The following is a 17,180-nucleotide window of genomic DNA, read 5'->3' as shown; positions in this document are numbered from 1 at the left end:
CGTGGAGACGTTCCACGAGCCAGACGGTGTGCGCGATCAGCATGCGGACAGTGTGTCCGGCTCCTGAACTTCTACGCCAGCGCTGATCTCACGATGTGGATGGTGCATCCACATCGTGAGACCCTGCAGATAGTCCGTGCTCGAATGATGGGCTCGGGCCGGCAGCGTGTGGCGCGAGTCACTCCGAGACGGGCGCGGCCAGACCGGCGGCGAACACGCCGATCGCCGCGCCGACGAGCACGCCACCGGCCGTCGCCAGGGCGACCGACCAGCCGACGAGCCCGGCTGTCGCCAGACCGACCACGATGGCGGGACTCACGGCGGCTGCCAGCACGATCGAGAGTGTCGCGGCGGCGACGACCACCGGCACGGACGACCAGGCGGCCGGAGCGCCGCCGTCGACCGCCAGCAGGGTCCACGCCGCGACGACGCCGACCAGCAGGGCGGCGACCAGGGCCGGCAGCACGGCGGGCTCGTCCCACACCAGGGTGCCGTCGGGGACCAGCCGACCCGCCCCGAGCAGGGCGACGCCACCGGCCGTCGCTCCCACGAGGTGGGCCGCGAGCAGGGGCAGCAGACGGCCCGCGGAGCTGCGACCGGTCAGGGTGAGCCCGACGAGAGCGGCACTGCTCGCGAGCGGCAGGCCGGACTCGACGTCGTCGCTGTGCAAGGCGGCGAACCAGACCAGCAGGCTCAGCGTCCCGGCCATGGCGAGGGCCGCCAGCGTCGCTTCGGAGGCGGCCAGCGACAGTCCCACGCCGACGGTGCCGACGAGGTGGAGGACGGCGGCGGTCACGAGCGGGCGCATGGGTCTCCTGCGGTGGGGCGGCGGACGGTGCCGACAGCGTAGTACCGCGTCCGCTGAAGAGCGGGTCCGCAGCGGCGCGGCGACGCTGCCCGCCACGACGGCCCCACCCCAGTACGGTGCTCGCATGGCCGGACCGGTGCTGTCGAGATGGCGCGCGGTCGACGTGGTCGCCCGGGTCGCGGCCTCGACGTTCTCGCGCTGCTTCAGCAACCGCGTCACGGGACTGGCGGCCGAGGCGGCGTTCTTCGCCATCTTGTCCCTGCCCCCGCTCGTCTTCGGGCTGGCCGGCTCGATCGGCTTCTTCGCACGCCGCTACGACGTCGCGCAGATCGACGTGTTCCGCGACCGAGTCCTGGAGCTCTCCTCCCGCGCGCTCACCGAGAGCACCGTCGACGAGGTGATCGCACCGACCCTCGACGACGTGCTGTCCTCCGGTCGTATCGACGTCGTCTCGATCGGCTTCGTCCTCGCCCTGTGGTCGGGCTCGCGAGCGCTCAACGTCTTCCTCGACACCATCACGATCATGTACGGCCTCGGGGGAGAGCGCGGCATCGTCAAGACGCGGGCCCTGTCGTTCGCCCTGTACGTCGTCGCCCTCGTCATCGGGATCGTCATGGTGCCGCTCGTGCTCGCCGGACCGGAGGTGGCGGCCGACATCGCGCCGGACGGCCTGGGCGTCCTGCGTCCGCTCTACTGGCCGGCCGTCCTGCTCGTCTCGGTCGCGTTCCTGGCGACGCTGTACCACCTCGCCGTCCCCGTTCGGGTCTCGTGGCGCTCGGGACTGCCCGGAGCCGCGTTCACGATGGTGCTCTGGGTCGCCGGCAGTGCCCTCGTCCGGTGGGCGCTCGGGTACTCCACGGGCGGCACGTCCATCTACGGGCCACTGGCCGCGCCGATCGCCGTGCTGCTGTGGCTATATGTGCTGTCCATCGCGGTGCTCATCGGCGCCGCCCTGAACTCCGCGATCGACGCGCTGCGGACACCAGGCGGTGTGACAGCGGACACGGGCGCTCCGAGCGAGGAACGACCTGGGTAGGATCCGGCGCATGACCACGCGTGCTCGGGTGACGGCTGCCATCGTCCTCATCCTGGCGATCGGCGCGCTCCTGATCGGCCTCCGCGCATGCTCCGCGGACGACGGCGGACCGGACGAGCCGGGCGCCACGAGCGAGCCGACCCCCGAGGAGTCGCTCGCACCGGTGGAGATGTCGACCAGCCAGATCAGCGAGGCGATCCGCACCCGGTTGGACGAGCGTGCAGGCCAGCCCACCCGCGTGGAGTGCCCCGAGCGGGTCGAGCAGAAGGTCGGCACGACGTTCGAGTGCGACGTCTTCTTCGCTGAGCAGCCCAACACAGCGCCGGTCTCGACCGCGACGGTCGAGATCAACGGTCCCGACGGGGCCTTCGTCTGGGAAGCCGTCCCGAACTAGGACCTCATGAACAAGACTCGCGCCGCAGCGTCAGCCGTCGTCCTGATCCTGGTCGCCGGAGCGGGTTTCCTCGCGCTCCGGTCCTGGGTCGGCATCGAGGCCGGTCAGGACCTCGCGGGCAACGACTCCACGTCGTCGACCCCGTCGGTCGCCGCCCCGGCGACGCCGAGCGCCAGTCCGACGTCCTCGCCCACGCCGACCACCAGCCCGAGCCCGACGCCCAGTCCCACGGCCACCCCCGCCCCGCCCGCACAGCTCGTGTCGCCGGCCGGCATCGCCGGCGACATCCAGGCACGTCTGGACCGGACCGGTCCGCGCACGTCGGTGAGCTGTCCGCAGGCGGTCTCGGAGGCGGTGGGTACCTCGTTCACCTGCTCGGTCGCCTACGCCGACCGCCCCCGTGTGGTCGTGGCCGACGCGACCGTCAACATCGTCGGTCCGGGCCTGCGCTACGTCTGGCGCTCCACTCCTCGCTGACCGTCCAGCACCTCTGGTCCCGGTGGATCGTGATCGGGCTCGTCCGGACGTGCGAGGCCGGTGGGAACGCCTAGTCTGGAACCACCGGTCGGGGCAGCGTTCTCGTCCGGGCCAGCCGGCAGGGCCGCCCGCGTCACGCACCGGGCGGCCCTTGCTCGTGCCGCACCGGCAGCTCGGGCCTCGCCGTGGTGCGTTGTGTGAATTGTTCCTTTCGCACCGATGTCAGCCCTTCCGTCAGCAGGGGTTCGCCGTCACGATGGGGACGTGCGGTGGTTCCGGCGACGGCGGCGCCGTTGCCTGCGCAAGTACGGCCCGGGTCACTGCCCGCACACCGAGCGCCACTCCCGCCGCCGTGTCGAGGCCTGAGGAGCTCGCGGCCGTCCGCGCGCCGACTCGACGTCGTCCTGACTCAACCGCGTCGATGTGGGTACGGGAGGGACATGAGGATGACGACAGCCGCGGTCGCGGCCGCCCTGCTCCTGCTCACCGGTTGCGACAGCGGCGGTAGTCGCGGGGGAGACAACATCGCCGAACCCTCCAACGCGTGCGAGGAGGCGTTCGCGAGCGTCGAGGTCCAGGCCGCTCAGACCTCACCCGAGGACGTCCATCCGGCCTTCGACGCGTGCGAGACGCTCGCCCAGTTCGAGACCGCGGCGCAGAAGTTCCCCGAGGTGGTCGACATCGAGCCGAGCGCCTACGTCGAGAACGCCTGCCGGAACGACCCCGCCGTCGCCGACAGCGCGCTCTGCGCCGTGGCGGGGTAGGTGGCGGGCCCCGAACGACGAGGAAGAGCCCCGGAACCTGAGGTTCCGGGGCTCTGCTGTGGGCGATACTGGGTTTGAACCAGTGACCTCTTCCGTGTCAGGGAAGCGCGCTACCGCTGCGCCAATCGCCCGTGGGTGTTCAGTTGTGGGGTGCGAGGTGGGTACGGGATTTGAACCCGTGTAGACGGATTTGCAGTCCGTTGCCTCGCCTCTCGGCCAACCCACCGTCGAGTGGGCGTGGAGACCCGCTCCGAGCGGACAACGAGATTCGAACTCGCGACCCTCACCTTGGCAAGGTGATGCTCTACCACTGAGCTATGTCCGCATCGCGCCGTTTCCGGCGCGGGAAGAAACATTAGCCGATGGGAACGGCGCGACCAAACCGGGGGTCGTCCCGCGCGGCGTACGCTGGCGTCATGAAGGCATGGCTCGACGGAGACGTCCTGCAATCCCCGCACGAACCCGCCATCGGCGTGCTCGACCACGGACTCGTCGTCGGCGACGGGGTGTTCGAGACGGTCGCCGTCGAGCAGGGCGAGCCGTTCGCCCTCACCCGTCACCTCGACCGGCTGGTGCGCTCGGCCGAGGGCCTGGGGATCGGGACGCCCGACGTCGCCCTCCTGCGCTCCGGCGTGGCCGAGACCATGGCCGGCCAGGAGCTGGAGTTCGGCCGGGTCCGCATCACGGTGACGTCCGGGGTGGGTCCGCTCGGCTCGCCGCGGGGAAGCAGTGACCTGACCCACGTGGTGGTCACCGAGCCGTGCGAGCGACCTCCGGCGGTCGCTGGCATCGTCACCGTCCCGTGGCCGCGGAACGAGCGCGGCGCTCTCGCGGGCCTCAAGACCACGTCGTACGCGGAGAACGCCAAGATGATCGAGGTGGCGCGGGCGGCGGGAGCGTCGGAGGCGGTCATGCCGAACACGCAGGGGCACCTGTGCGAGGGCACCGGGTCCAACATCATGTACGTCCTCGACGGACGGCTGGTCACGCCCACGCTCGCGTCCGGGTGCCTCGCCGGCATCACGCGAGCGCTGGCGCTGGAGTGGCTCAGCGAGGAGATGGACGTCGAGGAGGTCGACGCCCCCATCGAGGTGCTCCAGGAGGCCTCGGAGGTCATCCTCGTCGGCACCACCCGCAACCTCCAGGCGATCGCGCGGGTGGACGACCGCGTGCTCGACGCGCCCGGTCCGATCACCCGACAGGCACAGGAGATCTGGGCTCGTCGCCAGGCGGAGAACCCGGACCCGTGAGGTCGGCCCCTGTCGCGTCTCCCCGGTTCGGCCCGGAGCCGGGGGTGCGTTAAGGTATCCGCGTCCCGGGCGATTGGCGCAGTGGTAGCGCGCTTCGTTCACACCGAAGAGGTCACTGGTTCGAACCCAGTATCGCCCACCGAGACGAAAAGCCCTCTGTCCAGCGGAAACGCTGGCAGGCGGCCTTCCTCATGTCCGCACCGCGCAACATACGTGCGACAGGGAGGAGCTCGAAAATTTTCGCTCAGACCGTACCCGAGATCACCCGCCCTGATTGGTGCGACTCCCCGCTCGTTCACGCGGGATCGGCCACCTACTCCTACGGGTCCGGCCTTTAGGTGGACCGGGACGCCGACCTCTGTGTGAGTGTGATGCAGTGGGTCGGCGACTACACATGGCTGTTGATGTAGACACGACACCGCACGCGGCCAGTTGGTTGCGCACAAGGCGCGATCGCGACCCTGACCGCGGAACGACTGTCGGTCGATGGCCTCGGCTCTGGGGCTGCATCACGCTCCCTGCATGTGGCTGGTCGATCTGGGCGTCGCAAAGGGGTTGCGGTTCACTCAATAGAAGAGAGCTCGATCCCGAAATCTGGGGTGCGCAAACCGTTGGCGCTACCGAGGCTGCGCTCGTAGATGCATTGGTCGCCAGCATCCTCGAACTCCCCGCTGAAAGTGACTCTTGTTCCTTCTTTGAGAGAGGTGATTTGAGAGAACACTTCCGAGTCGGGCTCGATGTCTACACTTACTACTTCCACATTCTCGCTGATCTCAATCTTTACGACTCCATCGTCTCCGGCCAATTCGGTTGTAATGCTGGTTAACGTGCCTCTCCAGTCCTCGACTGCCAAGCTTGAAGGAAGCAGCTCGCAGAGTGCCTCACCCCTCTCGCGTTTGGCCGCGACAACCTGAGTGTCGTTTTCTGTTTCACGGTCCTGTCCGCTAGCCACAATCGAGACAAACTCGTCCTGCTCCTCCGGTCCCGCAGCATCCGGTCCGCTAGTTGCGAAGAGCGCGAGAAGGACGACTGCGCCGCCGATCACTGCGGCGCGCCCGAGGCCCGGTAGGCGAGTGAACCAGTTGTCAGTCTTCTCGTCGGCACCCTCGTGAAGGTTCTGGGGCGGCTGCTGCAGCGGGGCCGACCGCCCTCGTTCTCCGATAGGCATCCAGGCTTCATCGATGTAGACATGCCCATTTACGACGTCACCGGGCACCCAAGGGGGCCCGCCGTGCTCTGGCCCTCTCTCGGCGGCCCTCTTCCGAAGCTGCACCCATCCCGCGGCGGTAAGGATGTAGCCGTTCTCGATGTCACCGACGCTCCAAGGACGCCCGGTACCGTCTTCTTCCGTCATCGTCGCCCTTTCCTAGACTCTCGTCGAAAGTCTGCCACCGGAGCGCGGGCTAGCTGTGATGCCCAGGCACGTTGGTCGAGGTCGTGCGACGCAGCGAGTCGCGGTCAATCCGGTCGCGCGCTTCGTTCACACCGAAGAGGTCACTGGTTCGAACCCAGTATCGCCCACCGACGACACGACCCCCGACCATCGCGGTCGGGGGTCGTCGTCGTTCACGTCCGCGCGCTCAGGTCGTCTCGGCGGTCCCCAAGGGCGCGGGGATGCGGACCCACTCGCCGTCGTCGAGCCGCTCGATGCGCAGCTGACGGCTGTCGTCGGCGCCGGTCGCGGCCTCGAACGGCCGGGACGAGCGCCAGGCGACGGCCTCGTGGTCGGTCTCGAACGTGTGGGTGTCGACCACGTCGCCACCCTCGGTCACCATGCGGTACTCAGCCATGACCCCACCCTGTCGTCACGGCGACGGCCTCGCATCCCGGGGCGGTGCCAGTCCCGAGTCCTGGCCCGAGAACACTGTCGGTGGTCGAGCGTATGTTCGTTACATGGAGATCGACATCGCTCGCCCCGAGGACGTGCTCGCGCGGGCTGCGCGGGTGCAGGCGTGTTCGGAGGCGGCGTCGTTCGAGGCGATGCTGGCCTACCGCGACGCCGAGCTGGCGCGGATCGATGCCGACCCGTCGCCGATGCGACGGATGGTGGAGCGCTCGATGATCGCGGTGACCATCGGTGAGGCGATGGGCCTGTCCGAGGCGCAGGTGACGTCCCGGTTGGCGGTGGCGGACCGGGTCGTGGAGCGGGCGCCGGCGTGCTGGCTGGCGTTCCGCAGCGGACAGATCGACGCCGCTCGGGTGCGGGAGATCTCCACCGGGCTGGACCGGCTGGAGCGCGAGGAGTCCTGGGCACGTCTGGACGCCTCGGTGCTGCGCTACGCGACCACCCACACCACCGCGGAGCTGCGGGCCTGGATCAAGCGGTTCGTCACGCGCGTGGAGCCCGACCTCGCGCTCGAGCGGGCCGAGAAGGCTCGCGATGAGCGGTACGTCCAGGTCACGCACCTGGACGACGGCATGTCGTGGCTGTCGGCCTACCTGCCCTCGCACCAGGCGGCTGCGGTCATGAAGCGCCTCGACCGCGCAGCACGTACACCTCTCGGCGAGGACGACCGGCGGACGCTGCCGCAGCGCACCGCGGACCTGTTCGTCTCCTGGCTCACCCACGGCGAGACCACCGATGCACCGACCGTCACCGGCGACGTGGCCGTGACGATCGAGGCCGATGTCCTCACCGGCCTGGTCGACGGCCACGCCGAGTCATCAGACGGCGAGTGGTCGGTGCCCGCATCGTGGATCCTCGAGGAGATCGATGCCGACGACACCTTCTGGCACCGGATCATCACCGACCCCATCAGCGGCGACACATTGGCTCATGACTACGCCGGACGCTTCGCTCCTGAGGTGTTGGCGAAGGCCATCCGGTTCCGCGACGGGGTCTGCCGGGCGCCCGGGTGCCGGGTCCCCGCCGAGCGGTGCGATCTGGATCATCGAGAACCTTGGCCCACTGGGGCGACGAATGGATCGAACATGTGGGCCTTGTGCAGACGACACCACTCACTGAAGGGACACGGTGTCCTGCAGTGGATCCTGCCCACCGGTCGAACGGTCGAGAACAGTCCTCGTGAGCACGTCCCCCGACCAGGACCCGGTTCCACCCTCGAGCACGACCTCGCCCGGTTGGCCATGGCGGTTCTGCGCAAGAACAGCTAGGCGGATTCCTGCCCGAACCGCAGCCGGAAGCGGTGCACGGCCATCGTCAGCAGCGACCGCCGCCCCGACAGCCACGAGAGCGGCCCCTCGAAGCGCCACCGGCCCCGCCCGAGGCCGACGCGCACGCGTCCGCTCACCGGGGTGACGACGGCGCGAGCACCCCGCGCCTGCGCTGTGCGGAAGCCGGTCGGTACCCAGCCGGGAACAGACACGGTGCGACCCACCTCGAGCGAACCGATCCCGATGGCCTCCATCGACGTCGTGGGGTCGCCGCGGAACTCTGCGAGGTCCTTCGGGATGGCCCACAGCTCGCGCCCGCCCGCCAGCGACGCCGGACTGTCGACCCAGATCTGGACGATGTTCACCCGCAGGCGTAGACCACGGCGGACGAGGACCGTCGCCATGATCTCGCCGTAGGTGAGGGGGCTCGGCTCGCGGTAGCGGAAGAAGGCGGTCGTCACGACGGCGCGGCCGAGCACGGTCACCGGTCGGAAGCCCGGCGGGGGAGCGGACGGCAGGTCGCGCAACGGCACGAGGAAGACGCCAGCTGACGCGTCGCCGTGCAGGTCCCATGGCTGGTCCGGGTAGCTCACGTCCATGCGAAGTCCTCGGCGACGAGGTCGCGCGTGGCGCGCTCGAACGGCTTGGTCGCGCCGGGCCAGTTCGACGTGATGCGCCCCGACGGGTGGGTGTACCAGTTGTCGCACCTCGCCCACACCGAGTCCTGGAGCTGGGCCTGCAGGTCCTCGTCGAAGCGTCGCTCGGCGTCCGGGCGCACCTGGACTCGGGTCCACCGGCCGGCGCCCATCCGGTCGAGCACCTGCCGCATGTGACGGGCCTGTGCCTCGAGCATGTAGATGATGGACCCCCCTCCGAGGTTCGTGTTGGGTCCGTAGGAGACGAAGAGGTTGGGAAAGCCCGGCACGTACATGCCCAGGTAGGCGTGGGCGCCGTCCTCCCACACGTCGGCCAGCCGGGTCCCGCCCTCCCCGACGACCTCGATGGAGGACAGGAAGTCCTGCGACGCGAAGCCGGTGCCGTGCACGATGACGTCGACCTCGTGCTCGGTGCCGTCGACCGTTCGCACGCCCGTGGGGGTGATGCGCTCGATGCTGTCGGTCACGACGTCGACGTGGTCCTTCGCGAGGGTCGGGTAGAACTCGTTGGAGAACAGGATCCGCTTGCAGCCGATCGGGTAGGTGGGTGTCAGCTTCCGGCGCAGCTCCGGGTCCTCGATGGCACGGTGCAGGTTCATCCGCGCGAGTCGGTCGATGAACTTCGCCATGAGGGTCCCGGGCGTCAGTCCGCGCGCGAACTGCTCGCTGAGCAGCCACGTCCCGAGTCGCTCCGGACCCATCATCGTCCGCGCCCACGGCCTGGGGAGTGGCCCGTCGGGCTTGGGAATGATGTGGTTCGGCGTGCGCTGGAACATCACGACCCGCGACGCGACGTCGGCCACCCGCGGGACGTACTGCACGGCGCTCGCTCCGGAGCCGATGGACGCCACCCGCTTGCCGGCGAGGTCGACCGAGTGGTCCCACTGCGCGGAGTGGAACTGCGTGCCGGTGAAGTCGCCGATGCCGGGGATGGACGGCATGACGGGGTCGGAGAGCTGGCCCACCGCGCTGATGAGCACGGTGACGCGGTCGGTGTCACCGGAGGCGAACCGCACCTCCCACTCGCCGGCATCGGCGTCCCACGCCGCGGCGACGACCTCGTGGCCGAAGCGGATGCGTCGACGCAGGGCGTACTCGTCGGCGACGCGCTCCAGGTAGGCCAGGATCTCCGGCTGCCGCGCGTACCGGCGGCTCCATCGCCGGTTGACGGCGAAGGAGAAGGAGTACAGCGGGGAGGGGACGTCGCACCCGGCACCGGGGTAGGTGTTGTCGCGCCACACGCCGCCGAGGGCGTCGGCGCGCTCCCAGAGCCGGACGTCCTCGTAGCCGGCCTCGAGCAGCTCCACGGCGGTGCCGAGGGCGCCGAAGCCGGAGCCGATGATCCCGATCGAGGGGGTGGGGGCGCTCATGGGGTCTCCTTGGTGGCGAAGAGCAGGACGGTCTCGGTGAGCAGGTCGAGGGCCTCGTCGCGGGTGAGGGTCCCTCGCTCGAGCCACTCGCGGCACACGGCCTTCACGAGCGGCGCCAGCGTGCGGACCCGGACCCGGCGGTGGGGGTCGTCGGGCAGGCAGAGCGCGTCGAGGGTCAGGCGCGCGGCGTGGTCGTCGGCCTCGTCGACGACCTCCTGCAGGTCGGAGTTGCCGTGCAGGTTCGCGGCGCCGGAGACCGAGACCCACGCCTGTCCGTAGGTCTCGGCGGCTCGCAGGATCCAGTCCATCGTGCGACAGGCGCGGTCCTCGAGGGGGAGGGCCGAGAGGTCCGGCAGCTCGTCCTCGGGCATGCGGATCGTGGAGCGCATGACCTCGACGAAGAGCTCGCGCTTGGAGCCGAAGTAGTGGTTGATGAGTCCGCGGGTCACGCCCGCGGCGGCAGCGAGCTCGGCAGTCGAGACGGCGTCGTACGGGTGCTGCAGGTACAACGGCCGGACGGCCTCGATGATCTGCGCTCGACGGTCGTGCGGCTCGAGCCGGGTGCGCGCTGGCGTGGTCACGGGACCAGTCCTACCGGCCTATTGGCATAGTGTCAATATGTGGCTACGATGCCGACATGCGCCACTTCGACGTCGTCGTCATCGGGTCCGGCTTCGGGGGGAGCGTGGCCGCGCTGCGCCTCTCCGAGAAGGGGTACTCCGTCGGCGTCATGGAGGCGGGCCGACGGTTCGCCGACGACGAGCTGCCGGAGACGTCGTGGAAGCTGCGTCGCTACCTGTGGGCACCGTGGGCGCGGTGCTTCGGCATCATGCGCATCACCCCCCTCAAGGACGTGCTCATCGCCAGCGGCACCGGCGTCGGCGGCGGCTCGTTGGTCTACGCGAACACGTTGTACGAGCCGCTCGACGCGTTCTTCCAGGACCCGCAGTGGGCCCACATCGCCGACTGGCGCGACGAGCTCGCGCCGCACTACGACCAGGCCAAGCGGATGCTCGGCGTCGCCACCTACCCGGGCCACACCGTGCCGGACGCCCTCATGGCGGAGGTCGCCGAGGACCTCGGGGTCGGCCACACCGTCCACGCGGCCGACGTCGGCGTGCTGTTCGGACTAGAGCGAGGCGCCGACGTCGGGGACCCGTACTTCGGCGGCGCCGGCCCGGACCGGCGGACCTGCATCGAGTGCGGCGCCTGCATGACCGGCTGCCGCTTCAACGCCAAGAACACCACGGTCAAGAACTACCTCCACCTCGCCGAGAGCGCCGGCACCGTGGTCCATCCGCTGACCACGGTCACCGACGTGCGGCCACGATCCGGCGGAGGCTACGTCGTGCGCACCCGTCGGACCGGGAACCCATGGCGTCGCCGGAGCTTCTCGGCCGACCAGGTGGTGTTCGCCGGCAACGCGCTCAACACCCAGAACCTCCTGCACCGCCTGCGACGACGGTCCCTGCCCGAGCTGTCCGAACGCATCGGCGAGCTGAGCCGCACGAACTCCGAGGCGGTGCTGTCGGCCCGAGCCACGAGCAAGGAGGCCGACGTGACGGCGGGCATCTCCATCACGTCGTCCTTCCACCCCGACGGGTCCACCCACATCGAGCCGGTCCGCTACGGCCGCGGCTCGGGCGCGTTGAGCCTGATGAACATGGCACTCGCCGCCGACGGGGACGGGTCGCAGCTGCGCCGCGTCGTCCGGGCCTACCGTCGCATGGGCCTGCGCAAGGCCCTGGCACTGCACGACCCGCGACGCTGGGCCGAGCAGACGATCGTCGTGCTCGCGATGCAGTCCCTCGACAACTCCGTGACGACCTACCTCAAGCGTGGACTGTTCGGACTGCGGATGACCAGCCGCCAAGGCAAGGGTGCGCCCAACCCGGCCCGGATCCCGGTCGCCGACCGGGTGGCCACCGACCTGGCCGAGCGGATGGACGGCGTTGCCGGAGGATCACTCGGCGAGCTGGCCGGCATCCCCCTGACGGCGCACTTCATCGGGGGCTGCGCGATCGGTGAGAGCGCTGCGGACGGGGTCATCGACCCGTACCAGCGCCTGTTCGGCCACGAGGGCCTGCACGTGGCCGACGGTTCTGCCATCAGCGCGAACCTCGGGGTCAACCCGTCGCTGACGATCGTCGCGCAGGCGGAACGTGCGATGTCGTTCTGGCCGAACAAGGGGCAGGCCGATCCTCGCCCGGACCTGGGGGAGGGGTACGTCCCGCTCGACGCCGTGCAGCCCACCTCACCGGTGGTGCCGGAGTCGGCCCCCGGTGCCCTCAGGCTGCCGGAGCCACGTCTGCGACCCGGTCTGGTGACGTAGCCAGGCTCCCTAGGGGAGCCAGCGCTTGCCGCAGTTGCAGGTGTGGTGCGTGACGCCCGCCAGCACGACGACGGCGATCTGGTGCCCCAGCAGCTGGTGCCACAGCCTCATGCTCGATCCTTTCGTGGGAGACGGTCATCCCCCCACGACACCGGCGTCGACGTCCTCGACGCGATGTCGCGACCGGAGCCAGTCTGCACCGCCCTACGCTGGTTCGCATGTCCATCGAGACCGCTCGGGCCCACCTGGCGCGCTTCGGGCGCGCCGACGACGTCATCGAGACCTCCGGTTCCAGCGCGACGGTCGAGCTCGCCGCCGCCGAGCTCGGGGTCGAGCCGGCACGCATCGCGAAGACGTTGGCCTTCGCCGGCGCGGAGCCCGGCACGTGTGACCTCGTCGTCGCCGCCGGCGACGTCCGCATCGACAACGCCGCCTTCAAGCGGACCTTCGGCCGCAAGGCGCGGATGCTCAAGGGCGACGACGTCGAACGGCTCACCGGCCACGCCCCCGGCGGGGTGTGCCCGTTCGCGAACGCCGACGGCGCCCGTGTCCACCTCGACGAGTCCCTGCACCGCTTCTCGTCGCTGTTCCCGGCGGTGGGGAACGCCGCCTCCGCGATCGAGCTGACGCCCGCCGAGATCGAGGAGATCTCCGGTGCCGTCGGCTGGGTGAGCGTCACGAAGGGCGCGACCGGTAGCATCGCGGCGAGCTGAACGGCCCAGCCGTAGGGGTCGTCGAAGAGACCGGGAGTCCGCATGAGCATGTCCGTCACCGTCCACGACGAGCGTCGCGAGGTCGATCCCGGCACCAAGGCGTGGCAGCTGTTCGCCGAGACCCCCGAGGTCGTCGCCGCACGCATCGACGGGGAGCTGCGCGACCTCGCCACGGAGCTCAACGACGGCCAGAGCGTCGAGCCGGTCGCCATCGACAGCCCCGACGGCCTCGACATCCTGCGTCACTCCACCGCGCACGTGATGGCCCAGGCCGTGCAGGACCTCTTCCCGGACGCCAAGCTCGGCATCGGCCCGCCGATCACCGACGGCTTCTACTACGACTTCGACGTCGAGGAGCCCTTCACTCCCGACGATCTTGCGAAGATCGAGGCGCGGATGAAGAAGATCGTCAAGGAGGGTCAGAAGTTCGACCGTCGCGAGATCGACGACGACGCCGCCCGCGACGAGCTGGCCGGCGAGCCGTACAAGCTCGAGCTCATCGGGCTGAAGTCGTCGGCAGGGGACGCCGCCGAGGGTGCGAGCGTCGAGGTGGGCGACGGCGGGCTGAGCATCTACGACAACCTCAAGCGCGACGGTTCGCTCGCCTGGAAGGACCTGTGCCGCGGTCCGCACCTGCCCACCACCAAGCGCATCCCCGCCTTCCGGCTCATGCGCTCGGCGGCGGCCTACTGGCGCGGCAACGAGAAGAACAAGCAGCTGCAGCGCATCTACGGCACCGCGTGGCCCACCAAGGAGGCGCAGGAGGACTACCTGCACCGCCTCGAGGAGGCCCAGCGCCGCGACCACCGCCGCCTCGGCAACGAGCTCGACCTGTTCAGCTTCCCCGACGAGATCGGCTCCGGCCTCCCGGTCTTCCACCCCAAGGGCGGCGTCATCAAGCGCGCCATGGAGGACTACGTCCGCCAGCGGCACATCGAGGAGGGGTTCGAGTACGTCGGCACCCCGCACATCGCCCGTGAGGAGCTGTTCCACACCTCCGGGCACCTGCCGTACTACGGCGACGGCATGTTCCCGGCGCTCGACGTCGACGGACAGGACTATCGCCTCAAGGCGATGAACTGCCCGATGCACAACCTCATCTACCGCTCGCGCCAGCGCTCCTACCGCGACCTGCCGCTGCGGCTGTTCGAGTTCGGGCACGTGTACCGCAACGAGAAGTCCGGAGTGATCCACGGACTCACTCGTGTGCGCGGGTTCGCGCAGGACGACTCCCACTCCTACGTCACCCCCGAGCAGGCCCCCGACGAGATCCGACACCTGCTGAACTTCGTGCTCAGCCTGCTGCGCGACTTCGGTCTCGACGACTTCTACCTCGAGCTGTCGACCCGCGACGAGTCGAAGGACAAGTTCATCGGGTCCGACGAGGACTGGGAGAAGGCGACCCAGGTCCTGGCCGACGTGTGCTCCGAGACCGGTCTCGAGCTGGTGCCCGATCCCGGCGGAGCCGCCTACTACGGTCCGAAGGTCTCGGTGCAGGCCCGCGACGCGATCGGCCGGACGTGGCAGATGTCCACCATCCAGTACGACTTCAACCAGCCGTCGCCCGACCGGTTCGCCCTCGAGTACGTCGCGGCCGACGGCACCCGCCAGCAGCCGGTGATGATCCACTCGGCGAAGTTCGGCTCGATCGAGCGGTTCCTCGGCGTCCTCGTCGAGCACTACGCCGGTGCCTTCCCTCCCTGGCTCGCGCCGGTCCAGGCCGTCGGCATCCCGGTCGCCGAGCGGCACGTCGAGTACCTGCGCACCCTCGGGGTCCGGCTCAAGGGCGCGGGCATCCGTTTCGAGGTCGACGACTCCGACGAGCGTATGCAGAAGAAGATCCGCACCGCGCAGACGCAGAAGGTGCCGTTCATGCTCATCGTCGGTGACAACGACGTCGAGAACGACGCGGTCTCCTTCCGCTACCGCAACGGCGAGCAGGAGAACGGCGTGCCGGTCGACGAGGCCGTCACCCGCATCCTCGAGGCCGTCGCGACGCGCGCCCAGGTCTGAGCCGTGGATCGTCTGCAACGGCTGTGGGCCCCGTACCGGATGTCCTACGTCCGGGGCGAGGAGCCGGGGTCCGGTCTCGGCGAGGGACAGGAGTGTCCGTTCTGCCGGATCGCCGCGGGAGGGGCGGGGTCGGACCTCGTCGTTCATCGTGGCGCGGCGTGCTTCGTGGTGCTCAACCTGTACCCGTACAACCCCGGGCACCTCATGGTCATCCCGACGAGGCACGTCGCCGACTACACCGAGCTCGACGATGTCGAGACCGCCGAGGTGGCGGCGCTGACGCAGACGGCACTGCAGGTGATCCGCACGGTTTCCGCGCCCGACGGCTTCAACGTCGGGCTGAACCTCGGGGGAGTGGCCGGTGGGTCGCTCGCCGCGCACCTGCACCAGCACGTCGTGCCGCGGTGGTCCGGCGACGCCAACTTCATGACCGTGCTCGGGCAGACCAAGACCCTGCCGCAACTGCTCGAGGACACCCGCGACCTGCTGGCCGACGCCTGGCCCGCCCCCGCACGCCACGACGACCCCGGAGCCACCTGATGCTCGAACGCTTCCGCCAGTTCTGGACCAACCTCTGGGCGCCGGTCGCCGACCTGCTCCTGCGACTGGGGGTCAAGCCCGACCACGTCACCATCGTCGGCACGATCGGCGTCGTCGCCGGTGCCCTGTGGTTCTTCCCCCGCGGGCAGTTCTTCGTCGGGGTCCTGGTCATCACCGCCTTCGTCTTCAGCGACCTGATCGACGGCTACATGGCGCGGCAGTCGGGGACGTCGTCGTCGTGGGGCGCGTTCCTCGACTCCACGCTCGACCGCGTCGGCGACGCCGCCATCTTCGGCGGCCTGGTGCTGTACTACGCCGGCACCGATCCCGAGACGACGCTCGGAGGCCCCTGGCTCTACCTGTGCCTGAGCCTGGCCTGCCTGTTCCTCGGCAACCTCACCTCCTACGCGCGGGCGCGTGCCGAGAGTCTCGGCATGCAGGCCAAGGGTGGCATCGCGGAGCGGGCCGACCGGCTCGTGGCGATCCTCGTGATGACGGGACTGAACGGTCTGTTCGGGCTGCCGGTCCTCACCGAGATCACCCTGTGGGCGCTTGCGATCGCGAGTCTGGTCACGGTCGTGCAGCGCATGCTCATCGTCCACCGACAGGCCGTGCCTCGACCCTCCGAACAGTGACACCATCTATGTGACATCAGTCTTGACACATAGTCTTGTGGCGCATCATGCTGGCGTCATGACGCTGATGGACGAGACCGATCTCGACGCCACCCAGGACGCCCTCGCCGGCCAGGACCGGACCGAGTACGAGGCCACGCTGGACCAGCTCTCGCGGGCCTCGGTACAGCGCAACTTCGACGCCTTCGTCGACGTGCCGTGGGACCACCCCGACTTCGCCATCGACCCCACCGACGAGCGATGGGTCCTCCCCGAGGCCGACCCGCTGGGTGGCCACGCGTGGTACCAGGCACTGCCCGTCGAGCGGAAGATCGAGATCGGGATGTGGCGCTACGCCAACATCTTCAAGGTCGGCCTCCAGTTCGAGAACATCCTCATCCGAGGGATCATGCAGTACGTCTTCACCCGCCCGAACGGCTCGGCCGAGTTCCGCTACCTCACGCACGAGGCGACGGAGGAGTGCCACCACACGCAGATGTTCCAGGAGTGCGTCAACCGCATCGGGGCCGACGTGCCCGGCATGCCGCGGTGGATGCGCGCCGTCCACGGACTCGTCCCGCTGATGGCCTCGCGCTACCCGCTGGGCTTCTTCATCGCCGTCCTCGCCGGCGAGGAGCCGATCGACCACACGCAGAAGAAGCTCCTGCGGGAGGCGGACGGGTTGCCGCCCATCATGCGGCGGATCATGCAGATCCACGTGGCGGAGGAGGCGCGTCACATCTCCTTCGCCCACGCCTACATCCAGCGCAGCGGCCCGCACCTGGGCCGCGTCGACCGGTGGATCATGTCGATGCTGTTCCCCGTCATCATGCGGGTCGCCGCCGACCTGATCCTGGTGCCGCCGAAGGAGCTCACCACCGAGATGGGGGTGCCGAAGGACGTCGTGAAGGAGCTGTACTGGGACTCACCCGAGGCTCGCGCCTTCCTGGCCGAGCTGTTCAGTGACGTGCGCATGCTGGCCGAGGAGTCGACGCTCATGACGCGCTCCTCACGACGCGTCTGGCGCTGGCTGAAGATCGACGGCCGCGCGTCCCGCTACCGCAGCGAGCCGCCGGCCCGTCTGCTCGACGTCGCCTGA

General features: G+C 69.5%; 18 protein-coding genes and 5 tRNA genes. 14 read left to right on the top strand and 9 right to left on the bottom strand.

Features of this window, described 5'->3' with window-relative positions:
- Positions 1–178 precede the first annotated feature (178 nt).
- Complete coding sequence (locus tag ABD213_RS01910) at positions 179–808, bottom strand: hypothetical protein (RefSeq protein WP_344323623.1); 630 nt, start codon at positions 806–808, stop codon at positions 179–181.
- A gap of 124 nt (positions 809–932) precedes the next feature.
- Between ABD213_RS01910 and ABD213_RS01905 the strand changes: the two genes are divergently transcribed.
- The 4 genes from ABD213_RS01905 to ABD213_RS01890 all read left to right on the top strand — a co-directional run bounded on the left by ABD213_RS01905 (position 933) and on the right by ABD213_RS01890 (position 3,479).
- Positions 933–1,844 carry a YihY/virulence factor BrkB family protein gene (locus ABD213_RS01905; RefSeq protein ID WP_344323621.1) on the top strand — a complete coding sequence of 304 codons (912 nt, stop codon included), beginning with the start codon at positions 933–935 and terminating at the stop codon, positions 1,842–1,844.
- 10 nt (positions 1,845–1,854) lie between these two features.
- A complete protein-coding gene (locus ABD213_RS01900; RefSeq protein ID WP_344323618.1) occupies positions 1,855–2,238 on the top strand; it encodes a DUF4333 domain-containing protein in 384 nt (127 codons plus the stop codon).
- Positions 2,239–2,244: 6 nt separating this feature from the next.
- Complete coding sequence (locus ABD213_RS01895) at positions 2,245–2,715, top strand: hypothetical protein (RefSeq protein WP_344323616.1); 471 nt, start codon at positions 2,245–2,247, stop codon at positions 2,713–2,715.
- Between the two features lie 440 nt (positions 2,716–3,155).
- Positions 3,156–3,479, top strand: coding sequence for a hypothetical protein (locus ABD213_RS01890; protein ID WP_344323614.1), 324 nt, complete (start codon positions 3,156–3,158; stop codon positions 3,477–3,479).
- A 59-nt stretch (positions 3,480–3,538) separates the two neighbouring features.
- Here ABD213_RS01890 and ABD213_RS01885 read toward each other — a convergent pair.
- From ABD213_RS01885 to ABD213_RS01875, 3 genes are all read right to left on the bottom strand, one after another.
- A tRNA-Val gene (locus ABD213_RS01885) sits at positions 3,539–3,610 on the bottom strand.
- Positions 3,611–3,634: 24 nt separating this feature from the next.
- A tRNA-Cys gene (locus ABD213_RS01880) sits at positions 3,635–3,705 on the bottom strand.
- A 27-nt stretch (positions 3,706–3,732) separates the two neighbouring features.
- Positions 3,733–3,804 (bottom strand) — tRNA-Gly (locus tag ABD213_RS01875).
- Between the two features lie 91 nt (positions 3,805–3,895).
- Between ABD213_RS01875 and ABD213_RS01870 the strand changes: the two genes are divergently transcribed.
- Together ABD213_RS01870 and ABD213_RS01865 are read left to right on the top strand one after the other, a co-directional pair.
- On the top strand, positions 3,896–4,729 hold the full coding sequence (locus ABD213_RS01870) for an aminotransferase class IV (protein WP_344323612.1): 834 nt from the start codon (positions 3,896–3,898) through the stop codon (positions 4,727–4,729).
- Between the two features lie 67 nt (positions 4,730–4,796).
- A tRNA-Val gene (locus tag ABD213_RS01865) sits at positions 4,797–4,868 on the top strand.
- Between the two features lie 423 nt (positions 4,869–5,291).
- Here ABD213_RS01865 and ABD213_RS01860 read toward each other — a convergent pair.
- On the bottom strand, positions 5,292–6,083 hold the full coding sequence (locus ABD213_RS01860; protein WP_344323610.1) for a hypothetical protein: 792 nt from the start codon (positions 6,081–6,083) through the stop codon (positions 5,292–5,294).
- A gap of 83 nt (positions 6,084–6,166) precedes the next feature.
- Between ABD213_RS01860 and ABD213_RS01855 the strand changes: the two genes are divergently transcribed.
- Positions 6,167–6,250: transfer RNA gene (locus tag ABD213_RS01855), tRNA-Val, on the top strand.
- Between the two features lie 59 nt (positions 6,251–6,309).
- Here the strand turns inward: ABD213_RS01855 and ABD213_RS01850 are convergent.
- Complete coding sequence (locus ABD213_RS01850) at positions 6,310–6,519, bottom strand: hypothetical protein (RefSeq protein ID WP_344323608.1); 210 nt, start codon at positions 6,517–6,519, stop codon at positions 6,310–6,312.
- Between the two features lie 103 nt (positions 6,520–6,622).
- On the opposite strand from ABD213_RS01850, the gene ABD213_RS01845 reads away from it, so the two are divergent.
- Positions 6,623–7,843 (top strand): HNH endonuclease signature motif containing protein, encoded by a 1,221-nt coding sequence (locus ABD213_RS01845; protein ID WP_344323606.1) that lies wholly within the window; start codon positions 6,623–6,625, stop codon positions 7,841–7,843.
- On the opposite strand, the gene ABD213_RS01840 is transcribed toward ABD213_RS01845, so the two are convergent.
- Genes ABD213_RS01840 through ABD213_RS01830 form a run of 3 tightly spaced genes read right to left on the bottom strand, consistent with a single transcriptional unit; the run spans position 7,840 to position 10,450 of the window.
- Positions 7,840–8,442, bottom strand: coding sequence for an acetoacetate decarboxylase family protein (locus ABD213_RS01840; RefSeq protein ID WP_344323604.1), 603 nt, complete (start codon positions 8,440–8,442; stop codon positions 7,840–7,842). The two genes, ABD213_RS01845 and ABD213_RS01840, sit on opposite strands and share 4 nt — an antisense overlap.
- Entirely contained in the window at positions 8,433–9,869 is a 1,437-nt protein-coding gene (locus ABD213_RS01835; protein WP_344323602.1) for a flavin-containing monooxygenase, read from the bottom strand. Before ABD213_RS01835 ends, ABD213_RS01840 begins: the two co-directional genes overlap by 10 nt.
- Complete coding sequence (locus ABD213_RS01830) at positions 9,866–10,450, bottom strand: TetR/AcrR family transcriptional regulator (RefSeq protein WP_344323600.1); 585 nt, start codon at positions 10,448–10,450, stop codon at positions 9,866–9,868. Before ABD213_RS01830 ends, ABD213_RS01835 begins: the two co-directional genes overlap by 4 nt.
- 56 nt (positions 10,451–10,506) lie before the next feature.
- Between ABD213_RS01830 and ABD213_RS01825 the strand changes: the two genes are divergently transcribed.
- From ABD213_RS01825 to ABD213_RS01800, 6 genes are all read left to right on the top strand, one after another.
- Positions 10,507–12,201: an FAD-dependent oxidoreductase gene (locus ABD213_RS01825; protein WP_344323598.1), complete on the top strand. Its 1,695-nt coding sequence runs from the start codon at positions 10,507–10,509 to the stop codon at positions 12,199–12,201.
- A gap of 218 nt (positions 12,202–12,419) precedes the next feature.
- Positions 12,420–12,914 (top strand): YbaK/EbsC family protein, encoded by a 495-nt coding sequence (locus ABD213_RS01820; protein WP_344323596.1) that lies wholly within the window; start codon positions 12,420–12,422, stop codon positions 12,912–12,914.
- A 42-nt stretch (positions 12,915–12,956) separates the two neighbouring features.
- Positions 12,957–14,927, top strand: coding sequence for a threonine--tRNA ligase (thrS, locus tag ABD213_RS01815; RefSeq protein WP_344323594.1), 1,971 nt, complete (start codon positions 12,957–12,959; stop codon positions 14,925–14,927).
- Positions 14,928–14,930: 3 nt separating this feature from the next.
- Positions 14,931–15,467 (top strand): HIT family protein, encoded by a 537-nt coding sequence (locus ABD213_RS01810; protein ID WP_344323592.1) that lies wholly within the window; start codon positions 14,931–14,933, stop codon positions 15,465–15,467.
- Positions 15,467–16,102 (top strand): phosphatidylinositol phosphate synthase, encoded by a 636-nt coding sequence (pgsA, locus tag ABD213_RS01805; protein WP_344323590.1) that lies wholly within the window; start codon positions 15,467–15,469, stop codon positions 16,100–16,102. Before ABD213_RS01810 ends, pgsA begins: the two co-directional genes overlap by 1 nt.
- A 58-nt stretch (positions 16,103–16,160) precedes the next feature.
- Positions 16,161–17,180, top strand: a complete 1,020-nt coding sequence (locus ABD213_RS01800; RefSeq protein WP_344323587.1) for an AurF N-oxygenase family protein — start codon at positions 16,161–16,163, stop codon at positions 17,178–17,180.

The organism is Aeromicrobium halocynthiae (assembly GCF_039531385.1).
Classification (GTDB): Bacteria; Actinomycetota; Actinomycetes; order Propionibacteriales; family Nocardioidaceae; genus Aeromicrobium; species Aeromicrobium halocynthiae.
The sequence above is the reverse complement of the archived record's forward strand: the minus strand, read 5'-3'. Positions and strand labels throughout refer to the sequence as shown.